At 67.5% G+C, this 25408-nt stretch carries 25 protein-coding genes; 5 read left to right on the forward strand and 20 right to left on the reverse strand.

The window, feature by feature from the left end:
* The first annotated feature begins 7 nt into the window (after positions 1-7).
* From ACZYY4_RS11495 to ACZYY4_RS11510, 4 genes are read left to right on the forward strand one after another with little or no spacing between them, the layout of a single operon-like run.
* Positions 8-1234 carry an MCE family protein gene (locus ACZYY4_RS11495; protein ID WP_085259225.1) on the forward strand — a complete coding sequence of 409 codons (1227 nt, stop codon included), beginning with the start codon at positions 8-10 and terminating at the stop codon, positions 1232-1234.
* Positions 1231-2481: an MlaD family protein gene (locus ACZYY4_RS11500; RefSeq protein ID WP_085259224.1), complete on the forward strand. Its 1251-nt coding sequence runs from the start codon at positions 1231-1233 to the stop codon at positions 2479-2481. Before ACZYY4_RS11495 ends, ACZYY4_RS11500 begins: the two co-directional genes overlap by 4 nt.
* 19 nt (positions 2482-2500) lie before the next feature.
* Complete coding sequence (locus ACZYY4_RS11505) at positions 2501-3109, forward strand: Mce protein (RefSeq protein ID WP_085259164.1); 609 nt, start codon at positions 2501-2503, stop codon at positions 3107-3109.
* Between the two features lie 37 nt (positions 3110-3146).
* Positions 3147-3956, forward strand: a complete 810-nt coding sequence (locus ACZYY4_RS11510; protein WP_234808473.1) for a mannan-binding family protein — start codon at positions 3147-3149, stop codon at positions 3954-3956.
* 87 nt (positions 3957-4043) lie between these two features.
* On the opposite strand, the gene ACZYY4_RS11515 is transcribed toward ACZYY4_RS11510, so the two are convergent.
* From ACZYY4_RS11515 to ACZYY4_RS11590, 16 genes are all read right to left on the reverse strand, one after another.
* Positions 4044-4709 carry a YoaK family protein gene (locus tag ACZYY4_RS11515; RefSeq protein WP_085259166.1) on the reverse strand — a complete coding sequence of 222 codons (666 nt, stop codon included), beginning with the start codon at positions 4707-4709 and terminating at the stop codon, positions 4044-4046.
* A gap of 3 nt (positions 4710-4712) precedes the next feature.
* Positions 4713-5414, reverse strand: a complete 702-nt coding sequence (locus ACZYY4_RS11520) for a mammalian cell entry protein (RefSeq protein WP_085259167.1) — start codon at positions 5412-5414, stop codon at positions 4713-4715.
* Positions 5411-5956, reverse strand: coding sequence for a mammalian cell entry protein (locus tag ACZYY4_RS11525; RefSeq protein ID WP_085259168.1), 546 nt, complete (start codon positions 5954-5956; stop codon positions 5411-5413). Before ACZYY4_RS11525 ends, ACZYY4_RS11520 begins: the two co-directional genes overlap by 4 nt.
* Positions 5953-6906: an RDD family protein gene (locus ACZYY4_RS11530; protein ID WP_085259169.1), complete on the reverse strand. Its 954-nt coding sequence runs from the start codon at positions 6904-6906 to the stop codon at positions 5953-5955. The genes ACZYY4_RS11525 and ACZYY4_RS11530 overlap by 4 nt, the downstream gene beginning before the upstream one ends.
* Positions 6903-7559 (reverse strand): Mce protein, encoded by a 657-nt coding sequence (locus tag ACZYY4_RS11535; protein WP_085259170.1) that lies wholly within the window; start codon positions 7557-7559, stop codon positions 6903-6905. Before ACZYY4_RS11535 ends, ACZYY4_RS11530 begins: the two co-directional genes overlap by 4 nt.
* Positions 7529-9121 carry an MCE family protein gene (locus tag ACZYY4_RS11540; protein ID WP_463810112.1) on the reverse strand — a complete coding sequence of 531 codons (1593 nt, stop codon included), beginning with the start codon at positions 9119-9121 and terminating at the stop codon, positions 7529-7531. Before ACZYY4_RS11540 ends, ACZYY4_RS11535 begins: the two co-directional genes overlap by 31 nt.
* Positions 9115-10266 (reverse strand): MCE family protein, encoded by a 1152-nt coding sequence (locus ACZYY4_RS11545; RefSeq protein ID WP_463810218.1) that lies wholly within the window; start codon positions 10264-10266, stop codon positions 9115-9117. The genes ACZYY4_RS11540 and ACZYY4_RS11545 overlap by 7 nt, the downstream gene beginning before the upstream one ends.
* A gap of 17 nt (positions 10267-10283) precedes the next feature.
* The gene (locus tag ACZYY4_RS11550; RefSeq protein WP_463810113.1) at positions 10284-11849 is read right to left on the reverse strand and encodes a virulence factor Mce family protein; all 1566 of its coding nucleotides are present in this window, start codon (positions 11847-11849) and stop codon (positions 10284-10286) included.
* Between the two features lie 6 nt (positions 11850-11855).
* A complete protein-coding gene (locus ACZYY4_RS11555; RefSeq protein ID WP_463810114.1) occupies positions 11856-13454 on the reverse strand; it encodes an MCE family protein in 1599 nt (532 codons plus the stop codon).
* Complete coding sequence (locus tag ACZYY4_RS11560) at positions 13451-14479, reverse strand: MCE family protein (protein WP_463810115.1); 1029 nt, start codon at positions 14477-14479, stop codon at positions 13451-13453. The genes ACZYY4_RS11555 and ACZYY4_RS11560 overlap by 4 nt, the downstream gene beginning before the upstream one ends.
* Positions 14476-15690, reverse strand: a complete 1215-nt coding sequence (locus ACZYY4_RS11565) for an MCE family protein (RefSeq protein WP_463810116.1) — start codon at positions 15688-15690, stop codon at positions 14476-14478. Before ACZYY4_RS11565 ends, ACZYY4_RS11560 begins: the two co-directional genes overlap by 4 nt.
* Positions 15691-15695: 5 nt before the next feature.
* Positions 15696-16565, reverse strand: a complete 870-nt coding sequence (locus tag ACZYY4_RS11570; RefSeq protein WP_463810117.1) for an ABC transporter permease — start codon at positions 16563-16565, stop codon at positions 15696-15698.
* Position 16566: 1 nt separating this feature from the next.
* Complete coding sequence (locus ACZYY4_RS11575; protein ID WP_463810219.1) at positions 16567-17319, reverse strand: MlaE family ABC transporter permease; 753 nt, start codon at positions 17317-17319, stop codon at positions 16567-16569.
* A gap of 269 nt (positions 17320-17588) precedes the next feature.
* A complete protein-coding gene (fadD5, locus tag ACZYY4_RS11580) occupies positions 17589-19268 on the reverse strand; it encodes a fatty-acid--CoA ligase FadD5 (RefSeq protein WP_463810118.1) in 1680 nt (559 codons plus the stop codon).
* 77 nt (positions 19269-19345) lie between these two features.
* Positions 19346-19786, reverse strand: a complete 441-nt coding sequence (locus ACZYY4_RS11585; protein WP_463810119.1) for an SRPBCC family protein — start codon at positions 19784-19786, stop codon at positions 19346-19348.
* Between the two features lie 91 nt (positions 19787-19877).
* Complete coding sequence (locus ACZYY4_RS11590; protein WP_463810120.1) at positions 19878-20363, reverse strand: acyl-CoA thioesterase; 486 nt, start codon at positions 20361-20363, stop codon at positions 19878-19880.
* A gap of 14 nt (positions 20364-20377) precedes the next feature.
* Between ACZYY4_RS11590 and ACZYY4_RS11595 the strand changes: the two genes are divergently transcribed.
* Positions 20378-21493: an alcohol dehydrogenase catalytic domain-containing protein gene (locus ACZYY4_RS11595; RefSeq protein ID WP_463810121.1), complete on the forward strand. Its 1116-nt coding sequence runs from the start codon at positions 20378-20380 to the stop codon at positions 21491-21493.
* Here ACZYY4_RS11595 and ACZYY4_RS11600 read toward each other — a convergent pair.
* From ACZYY4_RS11600 to ACZYY4_RS11615, 4 genes are read right to left on the reverse strand one after another with little or no spacing between them, the layout of a single operon-like run.
* The gene (locus ACZYY4_RS11600) at positions 21474-22961 is read right to left on the reverse strand and encodes a flavin-containing monooxygenase (protein WP_463810122.1); all 1488 of its coding nucleotides are present in this window, start codon (positions 22959-22961) and stop codon (positions 21474-21476) included. The genes ACZYY4_RS11595 and ACZYY4_RS11600 overlap by 20 nt on opposite strands.
* Positions 22958-23689 (reverse strand): SDR family NAD(P)-dependent oxidoreductase, encoded by a 732-nt coding sequence (locus ACZYY4_RS11605; protein ID WP_463810123.1) that lies wholly within the window; start codon positions 23687-23689, stop codon positions 22958-22960. The genes ACZYY4_RS11600 and ACZYY4_RS11605 overlap by 4 nt, the downstream gene beginning before the upstream one ends.
* The gene (locus ACZYY4_RS11610; RefSeq protein ID WP_463810124.1) at positions 23689-24441 is read right to left on the reverse strand and encodes an HpcH/HpaI aldolase family protein; all 753 of its coding nucleotides are present in this window, start codon (positions 24439-24441) and stop codon (positions 23689-23691) included. Before ACZYY4_RS11610 ends, ACZYY4_RS11605 begins: the two co-directional genes overlap by 1 nt.
* On the reverse strand, positions 24438-25406 hold the full coding sequence (locus ACZYY4_RS11615) for a zinc-binding dehydrogenase (protein ID WP_463810125.1): 969 nt from the start codon (positions 25404-25406) through the stop codon (positions 24438-24440). Before ACZYY4_RS11615 ends, ACZYY4_RS11610 begins: the two co-directional genes overlap by 4 nt.
* Between the last annotated feature and the right edge of the window lie 2 nt (positions 25407-25408).

Raw genomic sequence — 25408 nt, forward strand, 5'->3', positions numbered from 1 at the left:
GGCCGCGATGGCGCTGCTGTGCAGCGCGACCATCGCGTCGTCGGCGGCCGGCTGCGGCACCAGCGGCCTGGACAGCCTGCCGCTGCCGGCTCCGGGTATCGGCAGCGGGGGCTATCTGATCACCGCGGTGTTCGCCAACGCGCTGAATTTGCCCGGGCACGCCAAGGTGAAGCTCTCCGGTGCCGACATCGGCCAGATGGAGTCGATGGTCGCGCGCAACTACACCGCGGTCACCACGTTGCGCATCATGGACGGCGTCCGGATCCCGGTGGGCAGCACCGCCGAGTTGCGGTCGGCGACCCCGCTCGGTGACGTGTTCGTGGCGATCAAGCCGCCGGTTCACCTCGACCCGTCGGCGCCGCTGCTCAAGGGCGGCGACGCCATCGGGCTGGAGTCCACCGCGTCAGCGGCCACCGTGGAATCGGTGTTGAGCTCGGCGGCGCTGCTGGTCAACGGTGGCGCGGTGCAGAACTTCACCAATCTCGTCAACGGCGCCGGGAAGGCGACCGGCGACCAGGGCAAGGCATTCGGAAAGCTGATCAACCAGTCCAACGAGCTACTGGCGAAACTCAACGCCCGCTCCGGCGAGATCGAGACGGCGCTGCGCGAAACCAGCCAACTGGCCGACCGGCTCGATGCCCGCAGCGCCGCGCTCACCGACGTCCTCGACGCGGCCGGTCCGGCGACCGACACACTGGTGGACAACACCAGCCAGCTCGCCGACCTGGTCGAGGAACTGGGCGCGACCAGCCGGCAGCTGACCCGGTTCCCGTCGATTGCCGGGACCGACGATTCCGGGCACAGCTTCATCAAGGACGCCAACCTGCTCGCCGGCGCGTGGAACGACGTGGCGACCGACCCCAACACCAGCCTGTACGCCCTGAACCGGCTGGTGGCGCCGTTCATCAAGATGACTTCCGGGTCGGGTGTTTCGGTGCACGCCAGCATCGACCGTCTGGTGTGGGGCTCGATGCCCGACGCCGGGTTCAAGGGCGACCCGGCGTTCCACGGCCCGAAGCGCTACGACTGGGCCAAGATGGCCGGCTCGATCAAGTACGCGCTGTGGCGCCTACAAGAACGCGTGGTGGGACGCGGTCCGGACTCCGACATGGGGCAGGCACCGTGGACGGCGGTCGGTCCGCCGATACCGCCGACCCCGGCCGAAGCCGAGTGGGGCCCCGTCGAGCCGGGCCCGCCGGGACCGGGGCCGCCGGGACCGGGACCGAGGCCATGATCGACGCATTCAGCCGGCGCCTGGTGGCCCTGGTCCGCGCCGGTTACCGGCGCAAGAACCTGCTGTCGGGGGTCGCGTTGGCGATGACCCTGGTGGTGGGGACCGCCTACCTGCTGGTGGGCGCACTGCGGGTGAACCCGACGCGCTCGACCTACCAGATCACCATCGCGCTGCCGGATTCCGGCGGGCTGCTCACCGACCAGGACGTGTCGGTGCGCGGGGTACCGGTGGGCCGGATCGAGTCGCTGCGCATCACCAGTACCGGTGTCGACGCGGTCGCCAACATCGAGTCGACGGTGCAGATTCCCGCGGCCAGCAAGGTGCGGGTTTCCGGCCTGTCGGCCGCCGGGGAGCAGTACATCGACTTCGAGCCCCTGTCGAGCACCGGTCCGTTCCTGTCCGGCGGCAGCGTGGTCTCGCGGGACCAGGCGACCACGCCGATTCCGATCTCGCAGTTGCTGGCCGACGCCGACGGCATGCTGGCCCAGACCGACCCGGGCAAGCTCGAGCTGGTCAAAAAGGAACTCAGCCTGTCCGATGAGGGCCCGCGCAAGCTCACCGACATCGTCGACGGCGGCACCTTCCTGCTGTCCACCCTGGATACGGTGCTGCCGGAGACGGTGAGCCTGCTGACATCGAGCCGGGTCGTGCTCACCATGCTCAGCGACGTCAACAACGGTCTGGCCGCCACAACGGACAACCTCGACAAGGTGTTCAAGGGCATCAACCCGATGATCGGCGGCTATCAACGCCTGGTCGACCAGGCGCCCGGGATGCTGTCGTCGGTCGACGGGCTCTTCGACGATAACTCCGACACCATGGTCGGGCTGCTCGGCAACCTGGTCACCACGGCACAGTTGCTCTACGTCCGGGCGCCGGCGCTCAACGCGCTGTTCCCGAACTACCGCGGCTCGACGGTCGCGGCGCTCGACTCGGCGATCCACGAGGGCGGAATGTGGGCGACCGTCGACATTTACCCGCGCTACACCTGCGACTACGGGACACCGCGGCGGCCCCCGTCGGCAGCGGACTTCCCCGAACCGTTCCTGTACGGCTACTGTCGCGACACCGATCAGTCCGTGTTGGTACGGGGTGCTCACAACGCGCCGCGTCCGCCCGGCGATGACACCGCCGGCCCGCCGCCCGGCGCCGACCTGGCGGCGACCACCGACCCGACCCCCAAGGGCCGCTACACGATTCCCACCGACTACGGCGGCCCGCCGTTGTTGATCGAGCCGCCACGCTGATGTTCAAGGAGACGCCACCATGAGTACCGACGACGAGCCGGATGCCACCGAAGACGACAAAACCACTGCGCGCGAGGCGGAGTCGGCCGCGGCCGAAAAGCCGGCCGAGACCACCGCGCTGCCGGCACCGCGGTCACGGTCCCCCCGGACGCGGCGGGAGTCGCTGACGCTCGGGGGCATCGCCGCCGCCTACCTGGTGGTGTTCGGCCTGGTCGGCGGGCTCGGCTGGCAACTGTGGCAGCAGCACCGGATCGCCGCTGCCGGGGCAGCCGGGCAGCGTGCCGCGGTGGACTACGCCCAGGTATTGACCAGCATCGACTCGAACAGGGTGGACGACGACTTCACCGCAGTGCTCAACGGCGCGACCGGGGATTTCAAGGACACCTATACCAAGGCCAGCGTCCAGCTGCGCCAGCTGTTGATCGACAACAAGGCGTCGGCGCAGGGCGTCGTGGTGGACTCGGCCGTCCAATCCGAGTCCGCCGACAAGGTGGTGGTGCTGGTGATGGTCAACCAAACAGTCACCAACACCACCCGTCCTGATCCGCGGGTGGATCGCAGCCGAATGAAGATGACGATGCAGAAGGTCGACGGTCGATGGCTGGCGAGCAAGGTCGAATTGCCCTAGGAGGGAAGCTATGTGGGCGACCCGACTACTGACGGGGATGACGGCCCTGGCCACGGTGGCACTGGCGGTGGCGGCCACACCGGACGCCGGTGCCTCGGCGCCGTCGTTCTGCAACGGGCTGGGCGGCGATTGGGACGGGCACTACTGCAGCACCGACGTGCACTCCGAGCGGCTGGCAACCCGCTACATCCGGATGGCGGTGCCGGGGGATCTGGTCGATCACCCGGTGGCCGGGCCACCGATCCGCGATTACCTGGCGAAGTTGTTCACCAACTGGCGCGCCAAGGGCGCTTCGATGGTCGCCGACAGTTGGGGCAACGAGAATTTCGAGATTTTCCAGCACGGCGACGCGCTCACCGCGGTCTTCCACGAGGACTACCACTCCGACGGTCCGTACATCAACAATGCCTACCGCACCTTCACCTTCGATATGGCCGGCGGCCGGCAACTGCAGTTGGCCGACATCACCAGGCCCGGGGTCGATCCGCTGGCGACGATTCCGCAACTCGGCGAGCCCTACATCACCGAGGCCCTCGACCGGGCGTTCTGGGAGCATCGGCCCGGCGACTACCCGTTCGTCGCGGAGCGCTTCACCCCCGACAAGGTGTTCTCCGGTGGTTACCGGTCGTGGGCGTTGACCCCCGATGAGTTGATCCTGTACATGCCCGACTATCCGGTCGGCCACGACTCCCCGGTCCAGTACAACCAGATGCAGTGGTACATGGACGGCGGTAACGTCCAGGCGCACATCCCGCTGGCGGCGCTGCGTTCCATCCTCCGCCCGGAATACGGCGGTTCAGCGAGCCTCGACGAAGGAGAGGCGACGCAGGGACCGCCGCAACAGTAGAGCGGTTCAGCGAGCCTCGACGAAGGAGAGGCGACGCAGGGACCGCCGCAACAGTAGCTGGGCCTGAGGCACTTTCGCCTGCGCTGCTCAGCCGTAACGGAAGAGCAGCAGGCTCACCGTGACCACGGCCGCTGTCAGCGCGATCACCGGCGCAACGGCGACATGGGTCAGCGTCGCTCCGACGACGGCGCCGCCGATCATCGTCAACACCACGCCGTAGCGCAGCTTTTCGCGGTTCCCGGTGCCGCCGGCCAGCCTGCTGTCCACGCCGATGCCGGCGATGGTCGAGGTGAGCACGGTGGTGTAGAGCTCCTGGATGCCGAACTGGCGCGCGGTCGAGTTCTGCACGCCGAAGGCCATCGCGAGGCCGAGGATCAGGATCAGCTTGCTGGCGTCGTGGTAACGCAGCACACCGAACCCTGCCAGCGCGGCCAGCCCCACCAGCAGTGCCACCTCGATGCCCAGCGCGGTGGTGACCCAGGTCCGGGGACGCCGGCCCAGTGCCCGCACCAGGCGACCGCCGACGATCGCGCCGAGCAGGAACCCACCGACCGCCACGATCGCCGCGGTCAGGTCAATGCCGGTGTGGGCGACGAACAGGAAGCCCAGAAAGATCACATTGCCGGTCATATTCGCGACGAACACCCGCCCGAGCACCAGCACGCTGACCGCGTCGATCAGCCCGGTGGCGAAGGTCAGCAGCAGCAATGCCGCCACCGTGCGCCGTTGTGACAGCGGCGAGGTGACCGGCATGGCTCAGTTCGGGAACCGCGGTGTGAGGTCCAGCGAGGTGATCGTCGGCATCCTGGTGACCACCCAGCGGTTCTGGTCGCGTTTCATGTACAGCCGGTAGGTCAGGTACTTGATCTGCGGGATGCTCTTGCTCAGTTCGCTGGTCGCCGAGGTATTGGTGTAGACCAGCACGGTCGCCTCGGGGCCGTCCAGCGATTCGACCGCGGCGCCGACGATCTCGGTGCTGTCGGTGACCTTGGCCTGTTTGTTGCTCTCGGCGATCGTGGCGATGAACTTGCGGTACTGGGCTTCCAGGTCGCCGCTGAGGTAGACCGCCGCCCGGTCCGGAAGCGTGTCCATGTTCTCCGGCGTGTAGTTCCACAGTGTGTGGATCGCTCGGGCCGCGGTGCGGGCGATATCCAGTTTGGTGGCCACTTCTGCCCGGTCGACAAGATACGGCTGGGACGCGCCGGCGGCGAAGGCGGCGGAGGCCACGAACAGCGCGGCTGCCAGCGCTCCGGCCACCCGCAGGCCGATTCGCCCACGAGCACGGGGCTTTTCGGGTTCGGCCTCGGTTTCCTCGCCGGCCTCGACCTCGGCGCCATCAGCCGCCTCGTTGCTTTCGGTGTCACCGTCGGTGTCGGTTCCGCCGGCCTCGGGCTCGCCGCTGTCGTCGCCTTCCAGGTCGATCCGACCGTCCCCGGTCTCGGAGGACGTCTCGGTCACAGCACCTGGTTCAGATTGCTGATCTTCCACTGGTCCCCTTCCTTCTCTGCCGTCAGTAGCCAGCGGGACGCGGCGCTGACATCCTGCTTGCCGTCCGGTGACTTCCCGGTGTTCTCCACGGCCACCAGCACATTCGCGCTGCCGTCGTCGTTCCACCGCTCGACCCCGGCCCCGGTCACCGTCCCGGTGGTCCGTTCGCTACGCGCGACCGCGAGCAGGATCCGGTTGGCCTTGTCCTGGCACTCCTTCTCGAATTCACCGGTGGCGTGCGCCAGCACGTCGGCCAGGTAGTCGTTGGCGTGGAACGGATCCGGCGAGGTGAACATCGTCATGAAGGACTGCACCTCGCCGAGCACCTCGACGTCTCGCATCGCCGCCCGATGGTGCGACGTGTGCGAGACCAGCACCAGGGCGCACACCGTGATCGCCGCGACCCCCAGCAGCACAGCGGCGACCAGTGCGGTGGCCAGCACCCGACTCGGGGCGTTGCGCTCGACGAACAGCGGCGTGTCGTCGGGGCCGATCCGGCGCCGCGGACTCATTTCTCCTCCTCGGCGGGCAGCGGCTTGCTGACGACGGTGAGGTCGTCGACGAGCCAGTCCCCCGCCGTCTTCGCGAACGTGACCCGCACAGTGGCGCTGATCAGGCGCTCCTTGCCGGGAGCCCCGCGTTGACCCTGCAGGAACAGCAGCATCGTCGCCCGGTGCGGCGTCGCGCTCAGCACCGCGGCATCGGCAACCCGGTAGTAGTTCGGTGTCGGTTTGGCGCCGCCGATCGCTTCTTGCTGGGGCACCAACTGTTCGCGGTATTTCGCGGTCGCCAACGATTGGGCACGGGCGAAATCGTCCTGCAGCGACTCGGGGTCGTAGGACAGCATGTCCGCGACGATCTTCGGACCCTGCCGGGAGACCTGGGTCCTCGCCACATCCGACGCGTGTTCGGGCTGGTAGACCAGGAAGTAGCCGGCCACGGCGGCGATGACGCTCAGGGCGGCCGCCGCTCCGAATACCGCGCCGGTCCGGGTCCGGATGCCCACCGGGGGCTGCCGGTTGACGGCCGGGCGAACCTCGGTGCGCGCCAAGATATCTGCGAAGGTGCGCCGACGCCTGTCGCGCAGCGGCCAGAGCCAGCCGGCGAAGACCGGTGCGGTGTCGAGCAGGTGCGCCACGTCGCGCAGCAGCAGGCGGCCGGCGCCGACAGTCTCGGCCTTGCCGCCGCCGCGCACCACCTCGATCCCGCGGAACGCGCGGCCCAGGCTCCACCCGGCGTACGCCGGCAGCAACGTCCGGTTGACCGCGGTCGCCAGGATCGCCAGCCCGGCGATCGTCACCGCGATCCACCACCATATTCCGCGGTGCGGGAAGGACAGCGCCGCCAGCGCCATCGCGGCCAGCACGATCACGCCGGGCAGCAGGTCGACGCCCAGCGCGGCCGCTCGGGTCCGCCACCCGGCCGGTTGAGCCTGCGGCACCGCGGTTACTGCGTCGGTCACCGCGCCACCTGGTCAAGTCTTCCGATCCGGTACTGACCGTCCTCGCGGACCATCTGAGCCCGCAGCCGGTAGCCGACCTCCTTGCCCTGGGTCTCGACATTGTCGACCTTGACCCGGAAGGCCACCAGCACGTCGACCGAGCCGTCTGGATTGTTCCGCTCGACCGCGGCGCCCATCTCGGTGAGCTCGATGTGCACCTTGGCCGCTCGATACGCCTGGACGAAGATCTCCGCGAAATAAGTGGCCTGGGTTCGGAATTCTCCCGCGGCGCAGTCGAGGATCGTCTGCTGCGCCAAGGCGATATCGGCACTGTCGGGCGCCTGGGTAGCCAACACGCAGTGCTTGGCCGCCGCGATCGCCTCCGCGTTGTCACGCGCCATGGCCTGGCTCGCGGCGTGATCCCGCAGCCCCAGGTATCCCGCGGTCGCTAGACCCGCGGCCAGCACGACCAGCACGACACACAGGGCGACCAGGTGGCGACGCCCGAGGCGGGACTGCCCCGACCCGGCGTCTGCCACATCGGTCGGTACCGGCTCCGTCGTCGCGGTGTCTGCTGCGGTGTCCTCGTCCGTCGTGTCTGCGGTCTCGGCGGTGTCTGCGGTCTGCTGCTCCCCGTCCGGACTCACCGGAACGGTGCCAGCATCCCCTTCCATGCGTCGTCTCCTATGTTGGTCGAGTTCTCGACGGAGTATTCGACGCCGTCCGGCCCCACCGCCTGGCCACTCTGTGGATTGTAGATTGCAGCGGGACCCCCACCCGGGGTGTAGACGCAAGGGTTCGGTTGCTGCCCGTTGCACTGCACGCTACCGGTACCCGGCCGGGTCAGCGGGTCGTTCAGCGGCGGCGGCGTCGGGGGCACCATATCCGCCGGTAGCGGGTTGAGGCCGTTATTGATCGACGGCGCCGGGATCACGTGGCCCGGTTCGATCGGCTGATCACAGCGCGCCCCCAGTGCCGGGCAGTTGCGGATCTGGTTCGGGTCGCCGTACCAGGGGTTGGTGCCCATCGGAATGTACGGCTTGTCGCTGCGGCAATCCTTCGGCGTCGGGGCCCGCTTGCCCGGCACGTCGACACACGGGATGTTGCGGACGCCGCGCACGTTGTTCGACGGCGTGTCCTGCGGAATCCGGCAGGAGACGTCGGGGAGGTCGGCGGGACTGGTGTCGGCGAACGCCCGCCACTCCGATGCCGGCAGGTAGCCGGTCAGACACGGCGGCGGGTAGCCCAGGCTCAGGCCCGGAATCGGGATCGGGAAAACCGGGCCCGGGAAGGCCCCGAGTGCCACGTCTATTGATGCGCGCCCCGGGAACGTCGAGCTGACCGTCTGGACGATGGAACCGGCCTGCGGCAGGAACACCAACACCTGCTCGGTGTTGCGGTTATAGCGCCTGGCCATCTCGGTCAGGATCGCCGCGTTCGCCATCATCTGCGGCAGGCTGTCCCGGGTGTCACTGAATATCGTGTGCACCTGGTCGACCAGCGGCGGCAGATCGGTGATGATGTGCTTCACCGTCTCGTCCCGGCTCGCGGCCTGGCTGCTGAGGATGTTGAGGTTGCGCGCCCACTGCGTAATCGAGTCGCTCGACTGGACCTGGCTTTCGATGATCGGGGCTGCCTTCTCGATGATGTCGTCGACATCGCCGAGGTTGGCTTTGAGATCACCGACGATGGCCTGCGTCGAGTCGACCAGGCGCTGCAGCGACGGGCCCAAGCCCCCGACGGCCGTCGCCGTCTCGTCGAGTACCGCCGAGATCTTTCCGGTCGGCAACGCAGCCAGGCCACGCTGGGCGGCGTCCAGTGCCGGCCCGATCGCCGACGGCACCGTGCCCTTGGTGATCGTCTGGCCGTTCTTCAGGTACTGGCCCGGGTTGTCCGTGGACACCAGATCCAGGTACTGCTCACCGATCGCCGACACCGAATGCACGTTCGCCGACGCGTCGGCTGGAATCTTGTAATCGTTGGAGATCTGCATCGTCGCCTGCGCGCCCGTTTCGGTCGGCTCGACCGCCGTGACTCGCCCGATGATGGTTCCGCGGTAGGTGACGTTCGCGGTCTTGTACAGGCCGCCCGCCTCGGGCAGGTTCGCCTTGAGCGTGTACTGGCCGAGCCCGGCCAGGGTCGGCAGGCGCAGGTAGTACACACCCAACACCGCCAGGGCGGCGACGGTCACGATGCTGAAGATCACCAGCTGCCGTTTGATCTGAGAGGTCAGCAATTCCGGTCAGCCCTTTCCACATACGGACCGCCGGGCGCGGTGGCGGGGTTCGGCGTGTACCGGACGTCCGGGATCATCTTCTCGGGATCGTGGCCGAAGGACTGTTCGAGTGCGCGCAGCATCCCCGAGAACCCGGTCCCGGTCAGGATCGCGTTGTCGATTGACGCGTAGGTCAGGTCCACGACCAGCGACGAGTTGATGAAGTCGCCTCGCACCGCCTTGAAAGCACCATCGACGTGGTACGGCGCGGTGATCATGACCTGCAACAGGTCGGGTATGTACGGTGACGCCTTCCGCAGTTCGCGCGCCGGGCACTGCATCGACGTCAGCACCTGATGCAAGTCGGACCGGACCGGCGCGATCTGTTCATTGGTCGCTCTGCCCATCTGGCCGAGCCCGTCGATGGCGTTGATGAAGACCGTCTGCTGATCATTGAAGTACTTGAACAGCGGCGGGAAGTCCGTCAGCACCTTCTCGATGGTGTCGTTGTGCGCGCCGATGTAGCTCAGCAAGCGGTTGCTGGAGTCGATCGCATGCGTGATGTCGTCGCGTTGGTCGTTGAGCGAGCCGATGAAGATGTCCAGCTTGTCCAGGAAAGCCCGGATCTGCTGGGCCCGCCCACCCATGATCGCGTCGAATTCGGTGGTGATGGTGTCCAGGTCCGACAATCCACCCCGCTGCAGCAGCAAGGACAGACCTGCGAGAGTCCGCTCGATGGTCGGGAACGACGACGAGTTGTTCAGCCCGATCGTGTCGCCGTTCTTGAGTTCACCCACCGGGTCCCGCGGCGCCGAAAGCTCGATGTGCTGAGACCCCAGCAAGCTGGTCTGCCCGATCTTCGCCGTGGCGTTACGCGGCAGGTGGACGTCCTTGTTGAGCTTGAGCTTCAGGGTGGCGACCCAGTTCTTCAACTCGATCTGGTCGACCGCGCCGACGAACACGTCGGCCACCAGCACCCGGCTGTTACCGCTGAGCGCGAGGGTGTCGGGCACCTGCACGTACACGGTGTAGGAGCCGGCACCGCTGCCCGGCCCGCCCGGAAGCGGGACGTTGGCGATACCCCGCCAATCCCGGCACGACGTCAGCGTCAGCGCCACCATCAGCAGAACCACGGCCTGCCAGGAGCGCCGACTGACGGTCTTCATCACTCTGCTCCGTGTCATCAGCCCTCACCTCGCGGGGGAAGCGGTGCCACCGGGCCCGGGATCACGTTGGGCCCCGGCGGGGGCGGTGCTATCGGGCCCACCCCGGGCGGCTGACCGACGAAGGGCAGCGGTCCCGGAGCCTCGTCATAGGCGTTCGGCGGCCCGGGCGGGGTCTGGTACTGGGACTCGATCGGCGCCGGGTCCGGGCCGCCCATCAGCTGCGCCAGTGACTCCGGCGTCAACAGTCGCTCGGTGTCGTGGCCGGGCTGCACGCCCTGCATCCCCGGTGCGGTGATCCACCCCGGCTGGGAGTTCTTGTGCGACAACGGGGTGTCCGGCACCCAGATACCCGGCACGGTGGTGTCCTTGTATCCCGGCGGCGGCTGCAGTCGCGGCTCGGAGTACGCGATCTGCTTGGGCGTGGTGTACGCGCTGGTCCAGATGTTGATACCGAACGGCAGGTAGTTGAACTTGATCGCGTCGGCCACCGGGGCGAGATACTCCGCGCACAGTTCGGCCGAGTCCTGGTAACCCAGCCGGCTACCGGCCTGGATCGCGCTGCAGATGAACTGCATCGGGTTGGCGAAGTTCGGCAGCACCGGGAAACCGGTGACAGCGCCCTGCGCGGGGTGGTAGATCTCGCCCGCCCCGGCCAGCACGTTCGGCAGCACGTGCAGCGCGGTCTCGAAGCCCTCCAGCGGGTCCGGCTGCGTGATGGCCGTGGTCACCTGGGCGAGGTTGTCGATGGTGTTGACCAGCGACTTCTGGTTCTGGTTCAAGAACGCCCGGATGATCGTCATGGTGGCGTAGAACTGATCGGTGGCCTGCGCGAGGTCCTGATCGGTGCCGGTCAGGTTGTTGGTGAACTTGGCCAGGTCCCGGTTCAGCGCGACGAACTGCTGGTCGTTGTGGTCCAGCGCTCGGACGAACAGGGCCAGGCTGCGCGTCACACCGTAGAAGTCGCCGCGGCCCTTGTTCAGCGCGGTCAGCGCGTCCGAGAGGCTGGCAAACGTCGTGTTGATCTGCTGGCCCTTGCCGGCCAGGCTGTCGGCGAAGGTCTCGATCGCTTCGCCGATCGGCCCTTTCGGCTGCTCTTTGGTCGGACCCAGTTTGTCGATGAGGTTGGTGACGTCGTTGCGCAGTGTGTCCCACTCGACCGGAACCTCGGTGCGCTCCTCGGGGATCACGGCGTGGTTGGCCAGCACCGGGCCACCCCGATACGGCGGCTCCAACTGAATGTTGCGCGACGCCACCAGGGTCGGGTTCAAGATGATCGCCTTGGCGTCGGCCGGCACCTTGTACTTGCTCTTGTAGTGCAGGGTGACCTTCATCTTGTCGCCGGCCGGTTCGATCTTGTCGATGGCGCCCACCCGGACGCCCATGATCTGGACCGCGTCACCGGAGTACAGCGCATCGGTCTCCGGGAAGTAGGCGACCACGGTGGTGCTGGTGAGCTTGCGGTACAGCTGCACGGCACCGAAGCCGGCCACCAATGCCAGCACCAGCAGCGCCGATCCGACGATGACTGCCGCACGCGACATCTGGGGCAGTCGCACGTTGCGAATATCGAAAACGGTACTCACGTCCGGCTACCTCCCTTCCAGTGATCCGCCGCCGCCGCCTGGCTGACTGTTTCCGCCTTCACCGGGTGCGATGAACGGCGCGGGCAACTGGTCGCCGGGCCCGGGCGGTGCCGGCGGCCCGGGGGCCCTGGGCCCCGGCGGAGGCGCCGCGCCCGGGTTGGCCGGAGCCGGTCCGGGCATCGGACCCATCGGTTCGGAGCGCGCTCCGGGGTTGGCGTCGGGCATCGGTACCGGGGTGCCCGGCACCACCGGCGGTGTTTCTCCCGGCCGACCGGCGATCGGAATCCCCGGCGTGGACGGCAGGCCGTCCGGATTCGGCGGCGAGATCAACACATCGGTCGGACCCGGATACGGCCCGCTCTGGCCGAACGGTCCCGAGTTCGGGTCCAGGTTCCCGCAAGGCAGCGGGTTGCCCGGGGTCGGGAACATTCCGGCCGCCGGTGCGTACGAGCACGGCGAACCCGGCGCGACCGCCGGTCCGGGGTGCTCGGGCGTGCCCTCGAGCACCTGCGGCGCCGGTGGCGGCGCACCGTTGGCGAACCTGGTCCCGTTGGGGTCGGGGTAGCGGAACTCCGGCAGGCCGGCGTTACGCCAGAACTCCTCCGGCGAGATGCCCCGCTTCTTGAACGCCGAGTCGACCCACGGTTGCAGAATCCAGAACGGGACCACGTTGAGCGCCGAAACCTTGAAGTACGGCCCCGAGGCGATCGCGTCGTTGACGATCGTCAGGTACCTGCCCAATGTGGTGAAGATGTCCCGCATGTCGTCTTGGCGCCGCACCAGCATGCTGGTGATGTTGTCGGCTTCTTCGAACACGTGGTGAAGGTCCAGTCCCGGGTTGTCTTTGACCAGGCCCTGCACCTGTTCGCCGAAGTAGGCGATGTTGCCCAGCAGCGCCGAGATGGCCTGACTGCGCTTGTTGACCGCGGCCAGCAGGGTTTGCGTGTTGCGCAGTACCGCGTCGACCTGGGTGCTGCGGTCTCCCAGCACGGCGGCGATCTGGTTGGCCTGGGCCAGCAGGTGGGTGATCTCGTCGTCACGCTTGCCGATGGTGTCGGAGAATCTGGCGACGCCGTCGAGCGCGGTGCTCAGGTCGGGGGCGGTCTCGCTGACCGTGTCCGAGAGCACCTTCAGTGACCGCTTGACGGTGTCGATATCCCAGCCGGATGCGGCCTTGGTGACATCGAAGACCGCGTCGTAGAGCTGGTAGGGCGTGGTGCTCTGCCCCAGCGGCAGCACGCCCTGCGGCGGCATCTTCTTCTCGCCCTTGGGGTCGATCGCCAACACCTTCCGGCCCAGAATGGTGTCGGTCTTCACCCCGATCATGCTGTCCGTGCCGATCGGGTTGGCGCCGACGGAGAACCGCACCAGGACGTGATCCCCGTCGATGGAGAGATCCTGGACTTTGCCGACGTCCACGCCCGAGATACGGACCTTGTCTCCGGCGGTGAGCCCGCCGGTGTCGGAGAGCTCGCCGAAGTAGCTCGGTTCCGCGAAGAGCATCGGCACCGTGGTGAAGGTCTGCCCCACCAGGGTCACCAGCGCAACCGTGATGATGCCGATCACGCCGATGCGCGGCCGGTTGGACGGTTCCAGAGTCCTCACTGGGGTGTACACCTTCCGGTCGGCTGCTGCCAGAGCCGGACATTGCGAACCGGTCCGCCGGGCTGCAGGCCCGGAAGCTTGATGGTTGCGTCACAGATGTAGAAGTTGAAGAAGTCGCCGTAGACGCCGGTCCGCCCGATGAGCTTCATCGCCTTCGGAATCCGCTGCAACAGACCCTCGACGTCGGCCATGCGGTCCGGCGGCTCCGGGCCCGCCACCGGGAAGATGCTGTGCAGCTGCGGACGGTTGTCGGCCAACAGGTCGGCGAGGTTGCCGGCAGCATTGCCGAATTCGGCGGTGCCGAACGCCAGGCCGTCAGCGTGGTTGTTCAGCCCCTTGACGAGCTTGTCGAAGTTGTCGACGGTCTCGTCGAACGTCTTGCGGTGCCGAACCGCGGTGTCCAGCACCGTATTGAGGTTCTTGACCACCTCACCGATCGCGGCGTCCCGGTCGGCGATGTGCGCGGTCAGCTGCGCGGTCTGCTGCAGGATGTCGTTGATGGTGCCGCCCTGCCCCTGGAACACGGTGACGATGGAGGAGGCGATGGTGTTGATCTTGTCCGGATCCAACGACCGGAACACCGGCTTGAAACCACCGATCAGCGCGTCGAGGTCGAGAGCGGGCTGGGTGCGAGCGGCCGGAATGAACCCGCCGGCGGGCAGCCGCTGGTCCGCGCCCTCACCGTCGCCCCGCTTGAGCTCCATGTACCGGTTACCGATGAGGTCGGAGTAACGGATCTGCGCGGTGGTCGACTGGTACAGCGGCAGTGAGCGGTCGACGTCGAAATTCACTACGACGCGGCGGCCGCCGTCGACCAGCTGCACGTCCTTGACCTTGCCGATCTCCACTCCGGAGGCACGGACGAACTGCCCCTGGCGTAGGCCGCTGGCGTTGGTGAACTCCGCGGAGTAGCGGGTCGTCCGGTCGAACCGGATCTGGCCGAACACCACGACCAGCCCGACCGTGAAGAGGAGCAGCACCGATCCAACGGCGCCGAGTTTGACTGCAGTCCTGGTGATGTTCATGGGTTGATCGTGTTATCCCCGACTTGGCGGCCCCAGACGTAATCAATGGCCCAGGGCGATCCGACCTCGAAATGGTTGTACGGTGCTTGGCTGACACCGGTGTCGGCGACCAGGTAGGGCGCCGGCCAGAAATCGTGGGTGATCTCCTGCCAACAGCCCGGAGCCCCGCCCGGCCCGCCGCGGGCGTTGTAACGCGGCAGGTTGTCCGGGTAGAGGTAGGGGTTGGCCGGGCTGACCAGCTCGCTGACGGTGTCGAGTGCGTAACCGTCTCCACCGCCGAGGAATTCGTACACCTTGGGCGACCCCTCGGCGAGGTTGCGAATGGCGCAGAACAACTCCGGGCTGTACTCGTCCAGCAAGGCCGACACCGGGACCAGGTCGGAGAACTGCGCCCGGAAGTACGGCCCGAAGCGGTCGGTGATGTCCCCGCCGAGGTTGCCCACGCCGGCCGCGGCCAGCAATGCCGCGTCCAGTTGCTTCTGCTGGGCCGTGATCGTCTTCACCGGGGTGGTCGAACTCTCCAAGAAGCCGACCAGATCCGGTGCGCCGTTGGCGTAGACGTCCCCGAGGGCCGCGAAGCCTTTGAGGTCGCGGCGGAACAAGGGCATCCGGGCGTTGACGTCATCGAGGATCGCGTTGCCGTTGACCAGGGATTCGCCGAACTTGTCCCCGAGGCCCGTCAACGCCTCCGCCGCGGCGTGCAGCGTGAGGTTCAGTTTGATCGGGTCGACGCTCTCGGAAAGCTTGGTCACGGTCTCGAACAGGGTGTTCAGTTCCGTCGTCACCGACGTCGCGATGATGTGCTTGGTGCTGATGCGTTCACGCGTGGGGTGCTCCGGCGCGGTCAGCGACACGTACTTGTTGCCGAACAACGTGGTGGCCAGGATGTTGGCCTCGACGTTCGACGGGATCAGCTTGATGTATTGCGGGTCCACGTCGAGGGTGAACTTGGCCGCCGGCTTGTCCTGGTACTCGGTCGGCGAGATGCTTCCGACCCGTCCGATCTGCACGCCGTTGTAGGTCACCGGCCCACCCGGGTCCATCACCAGGCCTGCGCGCGGCGAGACCATGGTCAGCGGTGTCGTCTTGATGAATGCCCCGCGGAATTGGCCGTACACCAACGCGGTGATGATCGCCAGGACCGCGAAAGTCACCACGCCCGCCATCCGGTATGGCGGGGTGTGCGATTTGTTCTGTCTCCCGGTTGCCATGGCCATCACATCGTCAGGTTGAAGTTGGGGTCGACGCCGTAGAGCGCCAACGCAGCGAACAACACGATGGTCGGCACCGAGATCAGCGAGAGCCGCATCGATCGGCCGACTGCCTCGCCGACACCAACCGGGCCGCCACTGGCATTGAAGCCGTAGTAACAGTGCGTGACCATGACCACGACCGCGATCAAGATGGTCTCCAGAAACGACCAGAACACGTCGTCGGGTCGCAGGAAAGTTCGGAAGTAATGGTCGTAGGTTCCCGACGACTGCCCGAAGAACAGCGTCGTGACGACCTGAGGCGAGGCGAACGCCATGATCAGGGCCAGTGCGTACAGCGGGATGATCACGGTGAAGCCGGCCACCACCCGGGTCGACACCAGGTAGGAGATCGAGTTGATCCCCATCACCTCGAGTGCGTCGATCTCCTCGCTGATCCGCATCGCACCGAGCTCCGCGGTGGCTCCCGCCCCGACCGTCGCGGCCAGGGCGATACCGGCGTTGACCGGGCCCACCACACGGACGTTGACCAGCGCCGCGGCGAAACCGGTGTAGGTCTCCACGCCGATGTTGCCCAGTGAGGTGAAGCCCTGGATGGCGATCAGTGAGCCGCTGGCGAGCAGCACAAAACCGATGATCGCCACGGTGCCGCCGATCACGGCCATCGCGCCGGTGCCCATCCCCAACTCGGCGATGAGGCGCAGCGTCTCCCTGCGGTATCTGCGCAGCGCCCATGGGATCGCCCGGATCGCGGTCAGGAAGAACCAGCCCATCTGGCCGCTCTTGTCGAGCGAACGTCCGGCCGCCCCGACGTAACGTTGGTAGTTCGCGATCAGCCCGGGAAATCTGCCCCGCAGCACTGCCGAAGTCGACATGTCAGGTCCCCGTTCCGAACTTCACGCCGATGGTGGTCAGCACGACGTTCACCGCGAACAGTGCGATCACGCACAACACCACCGTCTCGTTCACGGCGGTACCGAGCCCTTTGGAGCCGCCGCGAACAGTAAGACCCCGATAACAACCGACCAAGCCGGCGATAAGTCCGAACACGCTCGCTTTCACTGTGGAGATGATCACCTCGGGAAGTCCGGTCAGCAATGTCAGCGTGGACAGGTAGGCGCCCCCGGACACGTTCTGCAGGTACACCCCGAACAGGAAGCCGCCGAACAGACCGATGACAATCACCAGGGCGTTGAGCAGCAGGGCGACGACGGTGGCGGCGATCACCCGCGGCACCACCAGGCGATGGATCGGGTCGATACCGAGCACCTCCATCGCGTCGATCTCTTCGCGAATGGTGCGGGCGCCCAGGTCGGCGCAGATGGCGGTCGAACCAGCGCCGGCCACCACCAGCACGGTGACCAGCGGCCCCAACTGGGTCACGGCCGCGATGCCGGCGCCGGCACCCGAGACGTCGGCAGCTCCGAACTGGGCCAACAAGATATTCAGCGTGAAGACCAAGAGCACGGTCAGCGGGATGGCGACCGCAACGGTCGGCACGAGGGCGACGCTGGTGATGAACCAGCCCTGTTGGAGTGTCTCGCGCCACTGGAAGGGCGGCAGGAACAGCGCACGGGCGGTCAGCGCACACATCCGGAAAAAGCCGCCGACCATGACCAGCGGCGGCATCACCCGATCACGGGCGAAATCGACCACGCGGGGACGCGTCGGAGCCGTCACAACACCCCCCTCACCGGAGAGCCCGCGTCACGACGCAGCCAGGAATCGCGTCGCACAGTGTCTCTCCGTCCGTCCAATGTTCCTCCGAGACCCGCGTCACCATAGCGGCCCAACGTGCCGTTGGCGACCATCGGACCATACCTGATGGCTCCGTGAGAAGGAGATCGATTCGGTCCAACGTGCGTTGCGTTCCTACCGGAGAGTAACGTGCCGCCACCTCAACCGTCGCCATTCTGCGCAGTATCGCTTGCGGCCGTTACCGACTCGTATCCCGAGGCGTTCCCGTAGCGGATTCGCAGCTCGGTCTTGAGCACCTTGCCGGCCGGGTTGCGCGGCAGAGCCTCGACGATCTCCAAGCCTTTGGGGTGCTTATAACGCGCCAGTCGCTCGGTCAGATAGTCATCGAGGTCCGTCAGGTCCAGACCGGCCCGGGTGAGGGCGGCGACCGCGATCGGAACCTCGCCCCATTGCTCGTGGGCGCGGCCGATCACGGCCACCTCGGCGATGTCGGGGTGACCGGCCAGGACGTTCTCCACCTCGGCGCAGTACACGTTCTCGCCGCCGGAGATGATCATGTCCTTCTTGCGGTCGACCACCCAGACGTAGCCCTCGGAATCCATCCGGACCAGATCCCCGGAGTGGAACCATCCGCCGGCAAAGGCTTCGGCGGTGGCCTCCGGGTTGTTCCAATAGCCGCTCATCAAGGTGGGTGCCCGGTAGACGATTTCACCGACATCACCGACGGCTACGTCGTTCATTTCGTCGTCGACGACCCGGGCGGCGACGGTCGGGATGACGGTGCCGACCGATCCGAGCTTTCGAACGGCGTCCTCGCCGAGCAGCATGCAGGTGACCGGCGACATCTCGGTCTGCCCGAATGCCGCCAGGATCTTGGTGCCCGGGAAGGTTGCCGCCATCTGGCGCAGGAGCGCATCGGAGGCCGGCGCCGCGCCCCAGGACATGGTCCGCAACACGATGTCGCGCGGGTTGGCCTGCTGCTGGGCGCAGACCGCCTGCCATTGCGCGGGCACCAGGAAGATGCCGGTGACCTTCTCGGCGGCGAGCACGTCGAGCAGTTGGCCGGCGTCGAAGGCACCGAGCGGATTGATCACCGTCGGAATACCCAGCCACATGCCGGGCAGCAGGTTGCCGACACCGGCGATGTGGAAGAACGGCACTCCGATGAAGGCGACGTCGCCGGAACCGGTGCCGGCAGTGTAGAGCGCGGTCATCGCCTGGCCGGTGAGGTTGGTGTGGGTGAGCACCGCGCCCTTGGGCCGGCCGGTGGTTCCCGAGGTGTACATGATCAGGGCCGGCGAATCGTTTTCGATGTCCACCGGCTGATGCGGTTGACCGGTCTCGTTGATCAGGTCCTCGTAGGCGATCAGGCCCTCACCTGCCGCATCACCGGGTTCATGCGGCGGTCCCAGCTTCGCCTCTCCTCCGTCGAGCCTCGCTGAACCACCCGCGACCACCACCGTTTGCAGCGTTCCGGTCAGCTCGCGCACACCGACGGCCACCGGCGCCAGCGCCGGTTCGGTGATCAGCACCTGCGCCTGGCAGTCGGTGACCAGGTAGGCGATCTCCGGTGGAGTGAGCCGGAAGTTCACCGGAACGGCGATCGCGCCGAGCATGTTCGCGGCCAGCACCGCCTCCACGAACTCGGTGCGGTTGAGCATCAGGATCATGACCCGGTCGCCGAAACCGACTCCGCGGCGGCTCAGCGCGTCGGCCAGCGCGGCGACCCTTTTCCGCAACTGCGCCCACGTGGTGGTCTGGCCCAGGAACCGCAGCGCCGGGGCGTCGGGTTGCATCAGCGCGTGCCGGTCCAGCTGGTTGACCCAGTTCTGCCGTCGAGCGCGGTAGGGCTGCTCAGCGGGATCGGTTGGTTGGCTCAATTCGGCTCTCCCGCTTCGTCGAGGCCCGGCTCCACCGAGCTTGCGGTCGACGCTAGGACGACGGCGACGACCCGACGCTAACCCGAAGCCAGTTGCTCGGCGCGGCGTTTGAGATTGTCGGCCAGGTAGTCCAGGGCGTCGTTGGCGGCCTTCTTGACCATCGGCTTGGGCACCGGCATCTGGGTTTCGACATCCATGTCGACGGTGAGCAGCGTGGTAGGGCCCATCCCGACCACACTGAACAGCTGCTCCTGCTTGGTGAACAGGTCACCCTGCTGCATCACGGTCTGGATCTGGGTCTCGCTGGGGTAGTAGACCGCCTGAATGAAGGTGCCGTCGAAGCCGGAGAACGATGCGTCCAGCCGCACCTGGCTGGGACGGCCGTCGTCGTAGCGGTGCAACACCCACAGCCCTTTGATCTCTTCGTTCCACTGCGGGTATGCCTCGAAATCGGCCACGATGCCCATGATCGTGGTGGCGTCGGCGGTGACTTCGACGGTCTTGCTCACGAGCGGCATCCGCCGAGCATAGCCACCGTCGATTCGAGCGCCGAGACCGACGTTTGGCAGCAGCGCTCTCGCACTTTGGCTACCAAACGTCGGTTTCGCGTTAAACCTGAGCGGTGGCGAGCAGTGCCCGGATGCCGTCGGGGATCGGCACCGGGCGCCGGGTGCCGCGGTCGACGTAGACGTGCACCCAGTGCCCGAGCGCGGCCAACGGCGCAGCATCGGTGCTGTCGGCGCCGCCCTCGTCGGAATCCCGGAACACCGTGAGCCGGTAGGTGACGCTGCTGCGCCCCAGCCTTGTGACCGCCAGCCCCACCACGAGCCGGTCCGGGAAGCCCAGTTCGCCCAGGAAACGACAACCCGACTCGGCCACCACCCCCAGCTCCGGCATGCCGATCGGATCGACGGCTTGGGCGTTGGCGCCGATCCATCCGTTGATCGCGGTGTCGAACAGTTGGTAGTACACCGCGTTGTTGAGGTGGCCGAACATGTCGTTGTCGGCCCAGCGGGTCAGCACCGGCCAGTGCACCGGAAAGTCGTGGCTGGTCAACCCTTCCGGTGCGGGCGGGACCGCGGCGTCCGAACTCATGGTTGTATTCCAACATGGTTGCCATCCGCGGCGCGGTGCTGGAGCGGATCGGGGCGCCACGCCCCTACGCCCGGTCACGGCCGCTCGCGGTGACAGAGCTGGACCTGGCGCTCCCCGGCCCCGGGGAACTGCTGGTCCGGGTGGAAGCCGCCGGGATCTGCCACTCCGACCTGTCGGTGGTGGACGGCAATCGGGTGCGGCCGGTGCCGATGCTGCTCGGCCATGAGGCCGCCGGCATCGTCGAGGACGTCGGTGCCGGCGTGGACACGGTCATCCGCGGGCAGCGGGTGGTGCTGACGTTCCTGCCCCGGTGCGGGCATTGCCCGGCGTGCGCCACCGACGGCCTGACCCCCTGCGAGCCCGGCAGCGCGGCCAACGGCGCCGGCACCCTGATCGGCGGCGGGATCCGGCTGCACCGGGCCGGGCAACCGGTCTTCCACCATCTCGGTGTCTCCGGTTTCGCGACCCACGCGGTGGTCAGCGCGACCAGTGCCGTACCGGTGCCCGACGACGTACCGCCGTCGGTGGCGGCGCTGCTGGGGTGCGCGGTGCTGACCGGCGGCGGGGCGGTGCTGAACGTGGCCCGCCCGGCCCCCGGGCAGACGGTGGCCGTGGTCGGACTCGGCGGCGTCGGCATGGCGGCGGTGCTGACCGTGCTGGCCCACGATGGTGTCGATGTGATCGCCATCGATCAGCTCCCCGAAAAGCTCGCCGCGGCCAGCAGTCTGGGCGTGCAGCGCACCTACACACCGCAGCAGGCCGTCGACGCCGGCGTACGCGCCCCGATGGTGATCGAGGCTGCCGGACATCCGGCCGCGTTGCAGACCGCGATCGCACTGACCGCCCCCGGAGGCCGCACCATCACCGTCGGACTGCCGCCTCCCGATGCCCGGATCAGCGTGTCCCCGCTGGGCTTCGTCGCCGAGGGCCGGTCACTGATCGGTAGCTATCTCGGCTCGGCGGTGCCCGCCCGCGACATCCCGAAATTCGTCGCGCTGTGGCGTGCCGGGCGGCTGCCCGTGCAACAGCTGGTGTCGGCGACCATCACCCTCGACGACATCAATGAGGCGATGGACCGGTTGGCCGACGGCGCCGCGGTGCGCCAGGTCATCATGTTCGATCCGCGCTGACCGGCTGCTCGAAGTTGAAGTCGGCCGGCCGGAAGCGGCGGGTCATCGCCCAGAAGGCGCCCGCACTGCGCGGCCACTGGGTGACCACGCGGCCGTTGGCCGCCCGAAAATAGTTGCTGCACCGCGTTGTCCATACGGTGCCGTGCATCCAGCGGTCGATCTTGGTGATGAAGTCGGCCAGCGTGGCGGGCCGTACCGCGACATAGGTCTTGCGTCTGCGCCGCAGGTGTCGGAGCACCCGGACGATGTAGCGCGCCTGGGCTTCCAACACGAAGATCACGCTGTTGGAGCCGACGTTGGTGTTGGGTCCGTAGAGCATGAAGAAGTTGGGGAATCCGGGCATCGTCATGCCCAGGTAGGCACGCGGCTCGTCGTGCCACGCCTGCCGCAGCGTGGTGCCGGCTTCGCCGGTCACCTCGATCTGGCCGAGGTAGTCGGCCGCGGCATACCCGGTCGCGCAGACCACCACGTCGACCTCGCACTCGGTGCCGTCCTCGGTGACCAGGGACCGGGAACGCAGTGCCTTGGCCGGGCTGGTCACCACCTCGACGTTGGGCCGCGCCAGTGCGGGCAGGTAGTCGGAGGAGAAGACCAGACGTTTGCAGCCCAGCGGGTGGTCGGGGGTCAGCGCGGCTCGCAGCCGCTGGTCGGCGATGTTGTTGTCCAGCAACTCTCGAGCGGTGGCGGTGAAGTCGCGGGTCTTGTCGCTGCCGTTCTCGATCACCGAGATGTTCGCCTCGCTGCGCAGCCACAGCCGCATCCGGTAGAGCCGCTTGGCCAACGGGACACGGGTGAACACCCAGCGCTCCCGCGGCGTGTAGCGCCGATCCGGTTTGGGCAGGATCCAGGTCGGCGACCGCTGCACCGAATAGACCTTCGCGGCGACCTCGGCCAACTCCGGCACCAACTGCGCTGCGGTGGAACCGGTCCCGAGCACGGCGACCCTGGCGCCGTCGAGTCGCACCGAGTGATCCCAGCGCGCCGAGTGCATCACGGTGCCGGTGAACGGCTGCTCCTCAACCAAGTCGGGCAGCACCGGCCGGGTGAACAGGCCGACCGCCGAGACCATGATGTCGAACCGGTGCTCGATACCGTCGCCGGTCACCAGGCACCACTGGCGACGGTCTTGCTCCCAGCGTGCCGAGCGGATCTCGGTGCGCAGCATCAAGTGCGGCTCGAGACCGTGGTCGATGGCGCAGCGTTCGAAGTACGCCAGGATCTCGGGTTGCTTCGACCACTGCCGCGACCAATGCGGGTTCAGGTCGAAGGAGTAGGAGTACAGGTGCGATTTGACGTCGCACGCCAGTCCCGGATAGGTGTTGATCCGCCAGGTACCCCCGACGCCGTCCTCACGGTCGAAGATGGTGAAGTCGGAGAACCCCGCGCGCCGCAGCAGGATTCCCAGCGCGAGCCCGCCCGGGCCGGCACCGATGATGCCGACGGACAGACCCGACTTCCGGGAGGTCATCGGATCTGCAGGCACTGGCCGCCGTCCACGATGAGTTCCGCGCCGGTGACGAACGACGCTGCCGACGAAACCAGGAAGGCCACCGCATCGGCCACCTCGCCCGGCCGGCCGAGCCGGCCGTTTGCGGCCACCGCGGCAAGTCGTTGTTGGGTGGTGTCGTCGAGCATCGGGGTGGCGATCGGCCCGGGAAACACCGCATTGACCCGGATGCCCGACGTCGCGAGTTCGGCCGCGACGGTCTGGGTCAGTCCGCGCAACGCCCACTTCGATGATCCGTAGGCGCTGTGCTGCGGAAAGGGGCGGATCGCACCGGTGCTGCAGGTGTTCACGATGGCGGCACCGTCAGCCTTGCGAAGGTGCCCCAGCGCCGCCTGGATACCCAGGAACGGTCCGAGACAGTTGACCCGCCAAGCATTTTCGAAACCGTCCGGTGTCTCCTCGGCGATCGCGGCCCGGTGCAGCACACCGGCGTTGTTGACCAGTGCGGTCAGCGCCCCGAAACGCGCCACGGTCGCGTTCACCGCGGCATCCCACTGCGCCCGGGAGGTCACATCGAGCGGAATACCGATCACCGCGTCGTCGGCCCGCTTGCTGACGGCGGCAACCAGCTCCGCTTCGTTGATGTCGCAGGCGGCCACCGCGAACCCGTCGGCTCGCAGTCGTTCGACGATCGCCCACCCCTGACCGCGGGCGGCGCCGGTGACCAGTGCTACCTGTGCTTCGGTCATCAGTGGCTGCCTCTGGCCTCGTTGAGATACTCGAGCGCCCCGCACCGTAATGCCTGGGATTCGGCTGCCAGCGTGATCATCTGGTAGCCCAGCCCGGCCAGCTTGCGTCCTGCCGCACCGGAACCGCCGTGTATCGCGGCGATCACGCCCGCCGCCGACGCCGCGCGATGGATCCGTGTCATCGCGTCGTGCAGGTCGGGATGGGTGGTGGCCTGGGCAACTTCCACGCCCAGCGAGATCGCCAGATCGGCGGGCCCGACGTAGATCCCGGCCAGTCCGGGCACCGCACAGATCTGCTCCACATCGGCAAGTGCTGCAGCGGTTTCGATCATCGCGAACACATCCGCACGGGATTCCAGGGCGCTCAGGTCACGGCCCAAACCTGATCGCAGCGGACCGAAGCTTCGCACCCCGGCCGGCGGATAGCGGGTGGCTGCCACCGCCGCCGCCGCCTGCTCGGCGGTCTCGATCATCGCGATGATGACCGCGTCGGCCCCGGCGTCGAGCACCCTGCCGATCGGCGCCGGATCCGCATTCGGCAGCCGCACCGCGGTGGCGATCGGCAGGTGTTCGACATGCCGCAGCATTCCCGCGATCTCGGCGTCGTCGAGGTAGCTGTGTTGGGCATCGAAACCCACGTAGTCGTAGCCCGCGCGGGCGAACTCCTCCGGGCCCAGCACCGTCGGCCCGGTGATCCAGCCGCCCCACAGCGGTGTCCGGTTCGCCAGCGCGACCCGCAGCGCCGACATCATGCGACGATCGCGATCTTGACCCGGTCCGGTACCGGACGGGTCGCCAACTCGAAGGCGGCCTGGGCGTCGTCGAAACCGAAGACGTGGGTGACGTAGTTGCCCAGCAGATCGGGATGATCGGCAGCGAACTTGCCGGCGGCTTCCAGCATCCGCCCGCGGTCGTGGGTGACACCCGCTATCAGCGTCAGGTTGTTGCGCAGCATGGTGCGCATGCTGATCGGGTAGCTGTCGTCGTCGGGAACGCCGAAGTAGAACACCGTGCCGCCGGGTGCGACTGCTTCGATGGCGTGACCCAGGGTGGCGACCTGGTGGCCGACCGCCTCGATCACGATCTCGGGCCGGTCGGTGGTGTCCAGGTGATGCACCCAGCGGTCGCTGGTGGACCGCACGACGGTGTCGACGCCGAAGGCGGCAGCGACATCTCGCCGGTCGACCGGGTCGACGCCGGTGACCCGCCGCGCGCCGGCCGCTTTGGCCACGGCACTGAACAGCAGACCGATCGAGCCCTGGCCGAGTATCGCCACGTGGCGGCCGGCCAGATCGGGAAGCTGTTCGACGGCGTAGAGCACGCACGCCAGCGGCTGCAGGCCCACCGCTTCGGCAGGAGCCAGGGTCGGGTCGTAGTCGGCGAGTCCGTCGCCGTCGCTGACCACCCGCTGCATCAGGCCGTCGAAGCCCGACGCCCAGCCGACAACGCGATCGCCGGGACGATGCCTGGGATGTCGACTGGTGATCACGTCCCCGACGATCTCGTGGATCGGGAAGCCGTTCTTCTCCGCCGCGCCGGCACCGCTGTCACCGGGCAGCCTGCCCTGCGCCCCACGGAAGGCCGGAATGTCGCTGCCGCACACTCCGGCGGCGACGAAGGCCAGCAGCACCTGCCCGTCGGCGACCTGGTGCTCGGTGAGGTCGGGGACCTCGATCCGCTCGAATTCGTATGGCGCGATAAGCCGGTGTGCCCACATGT

The organism is Mycobacterium sp. IDUB_21 (assembly GCF_055419425.1).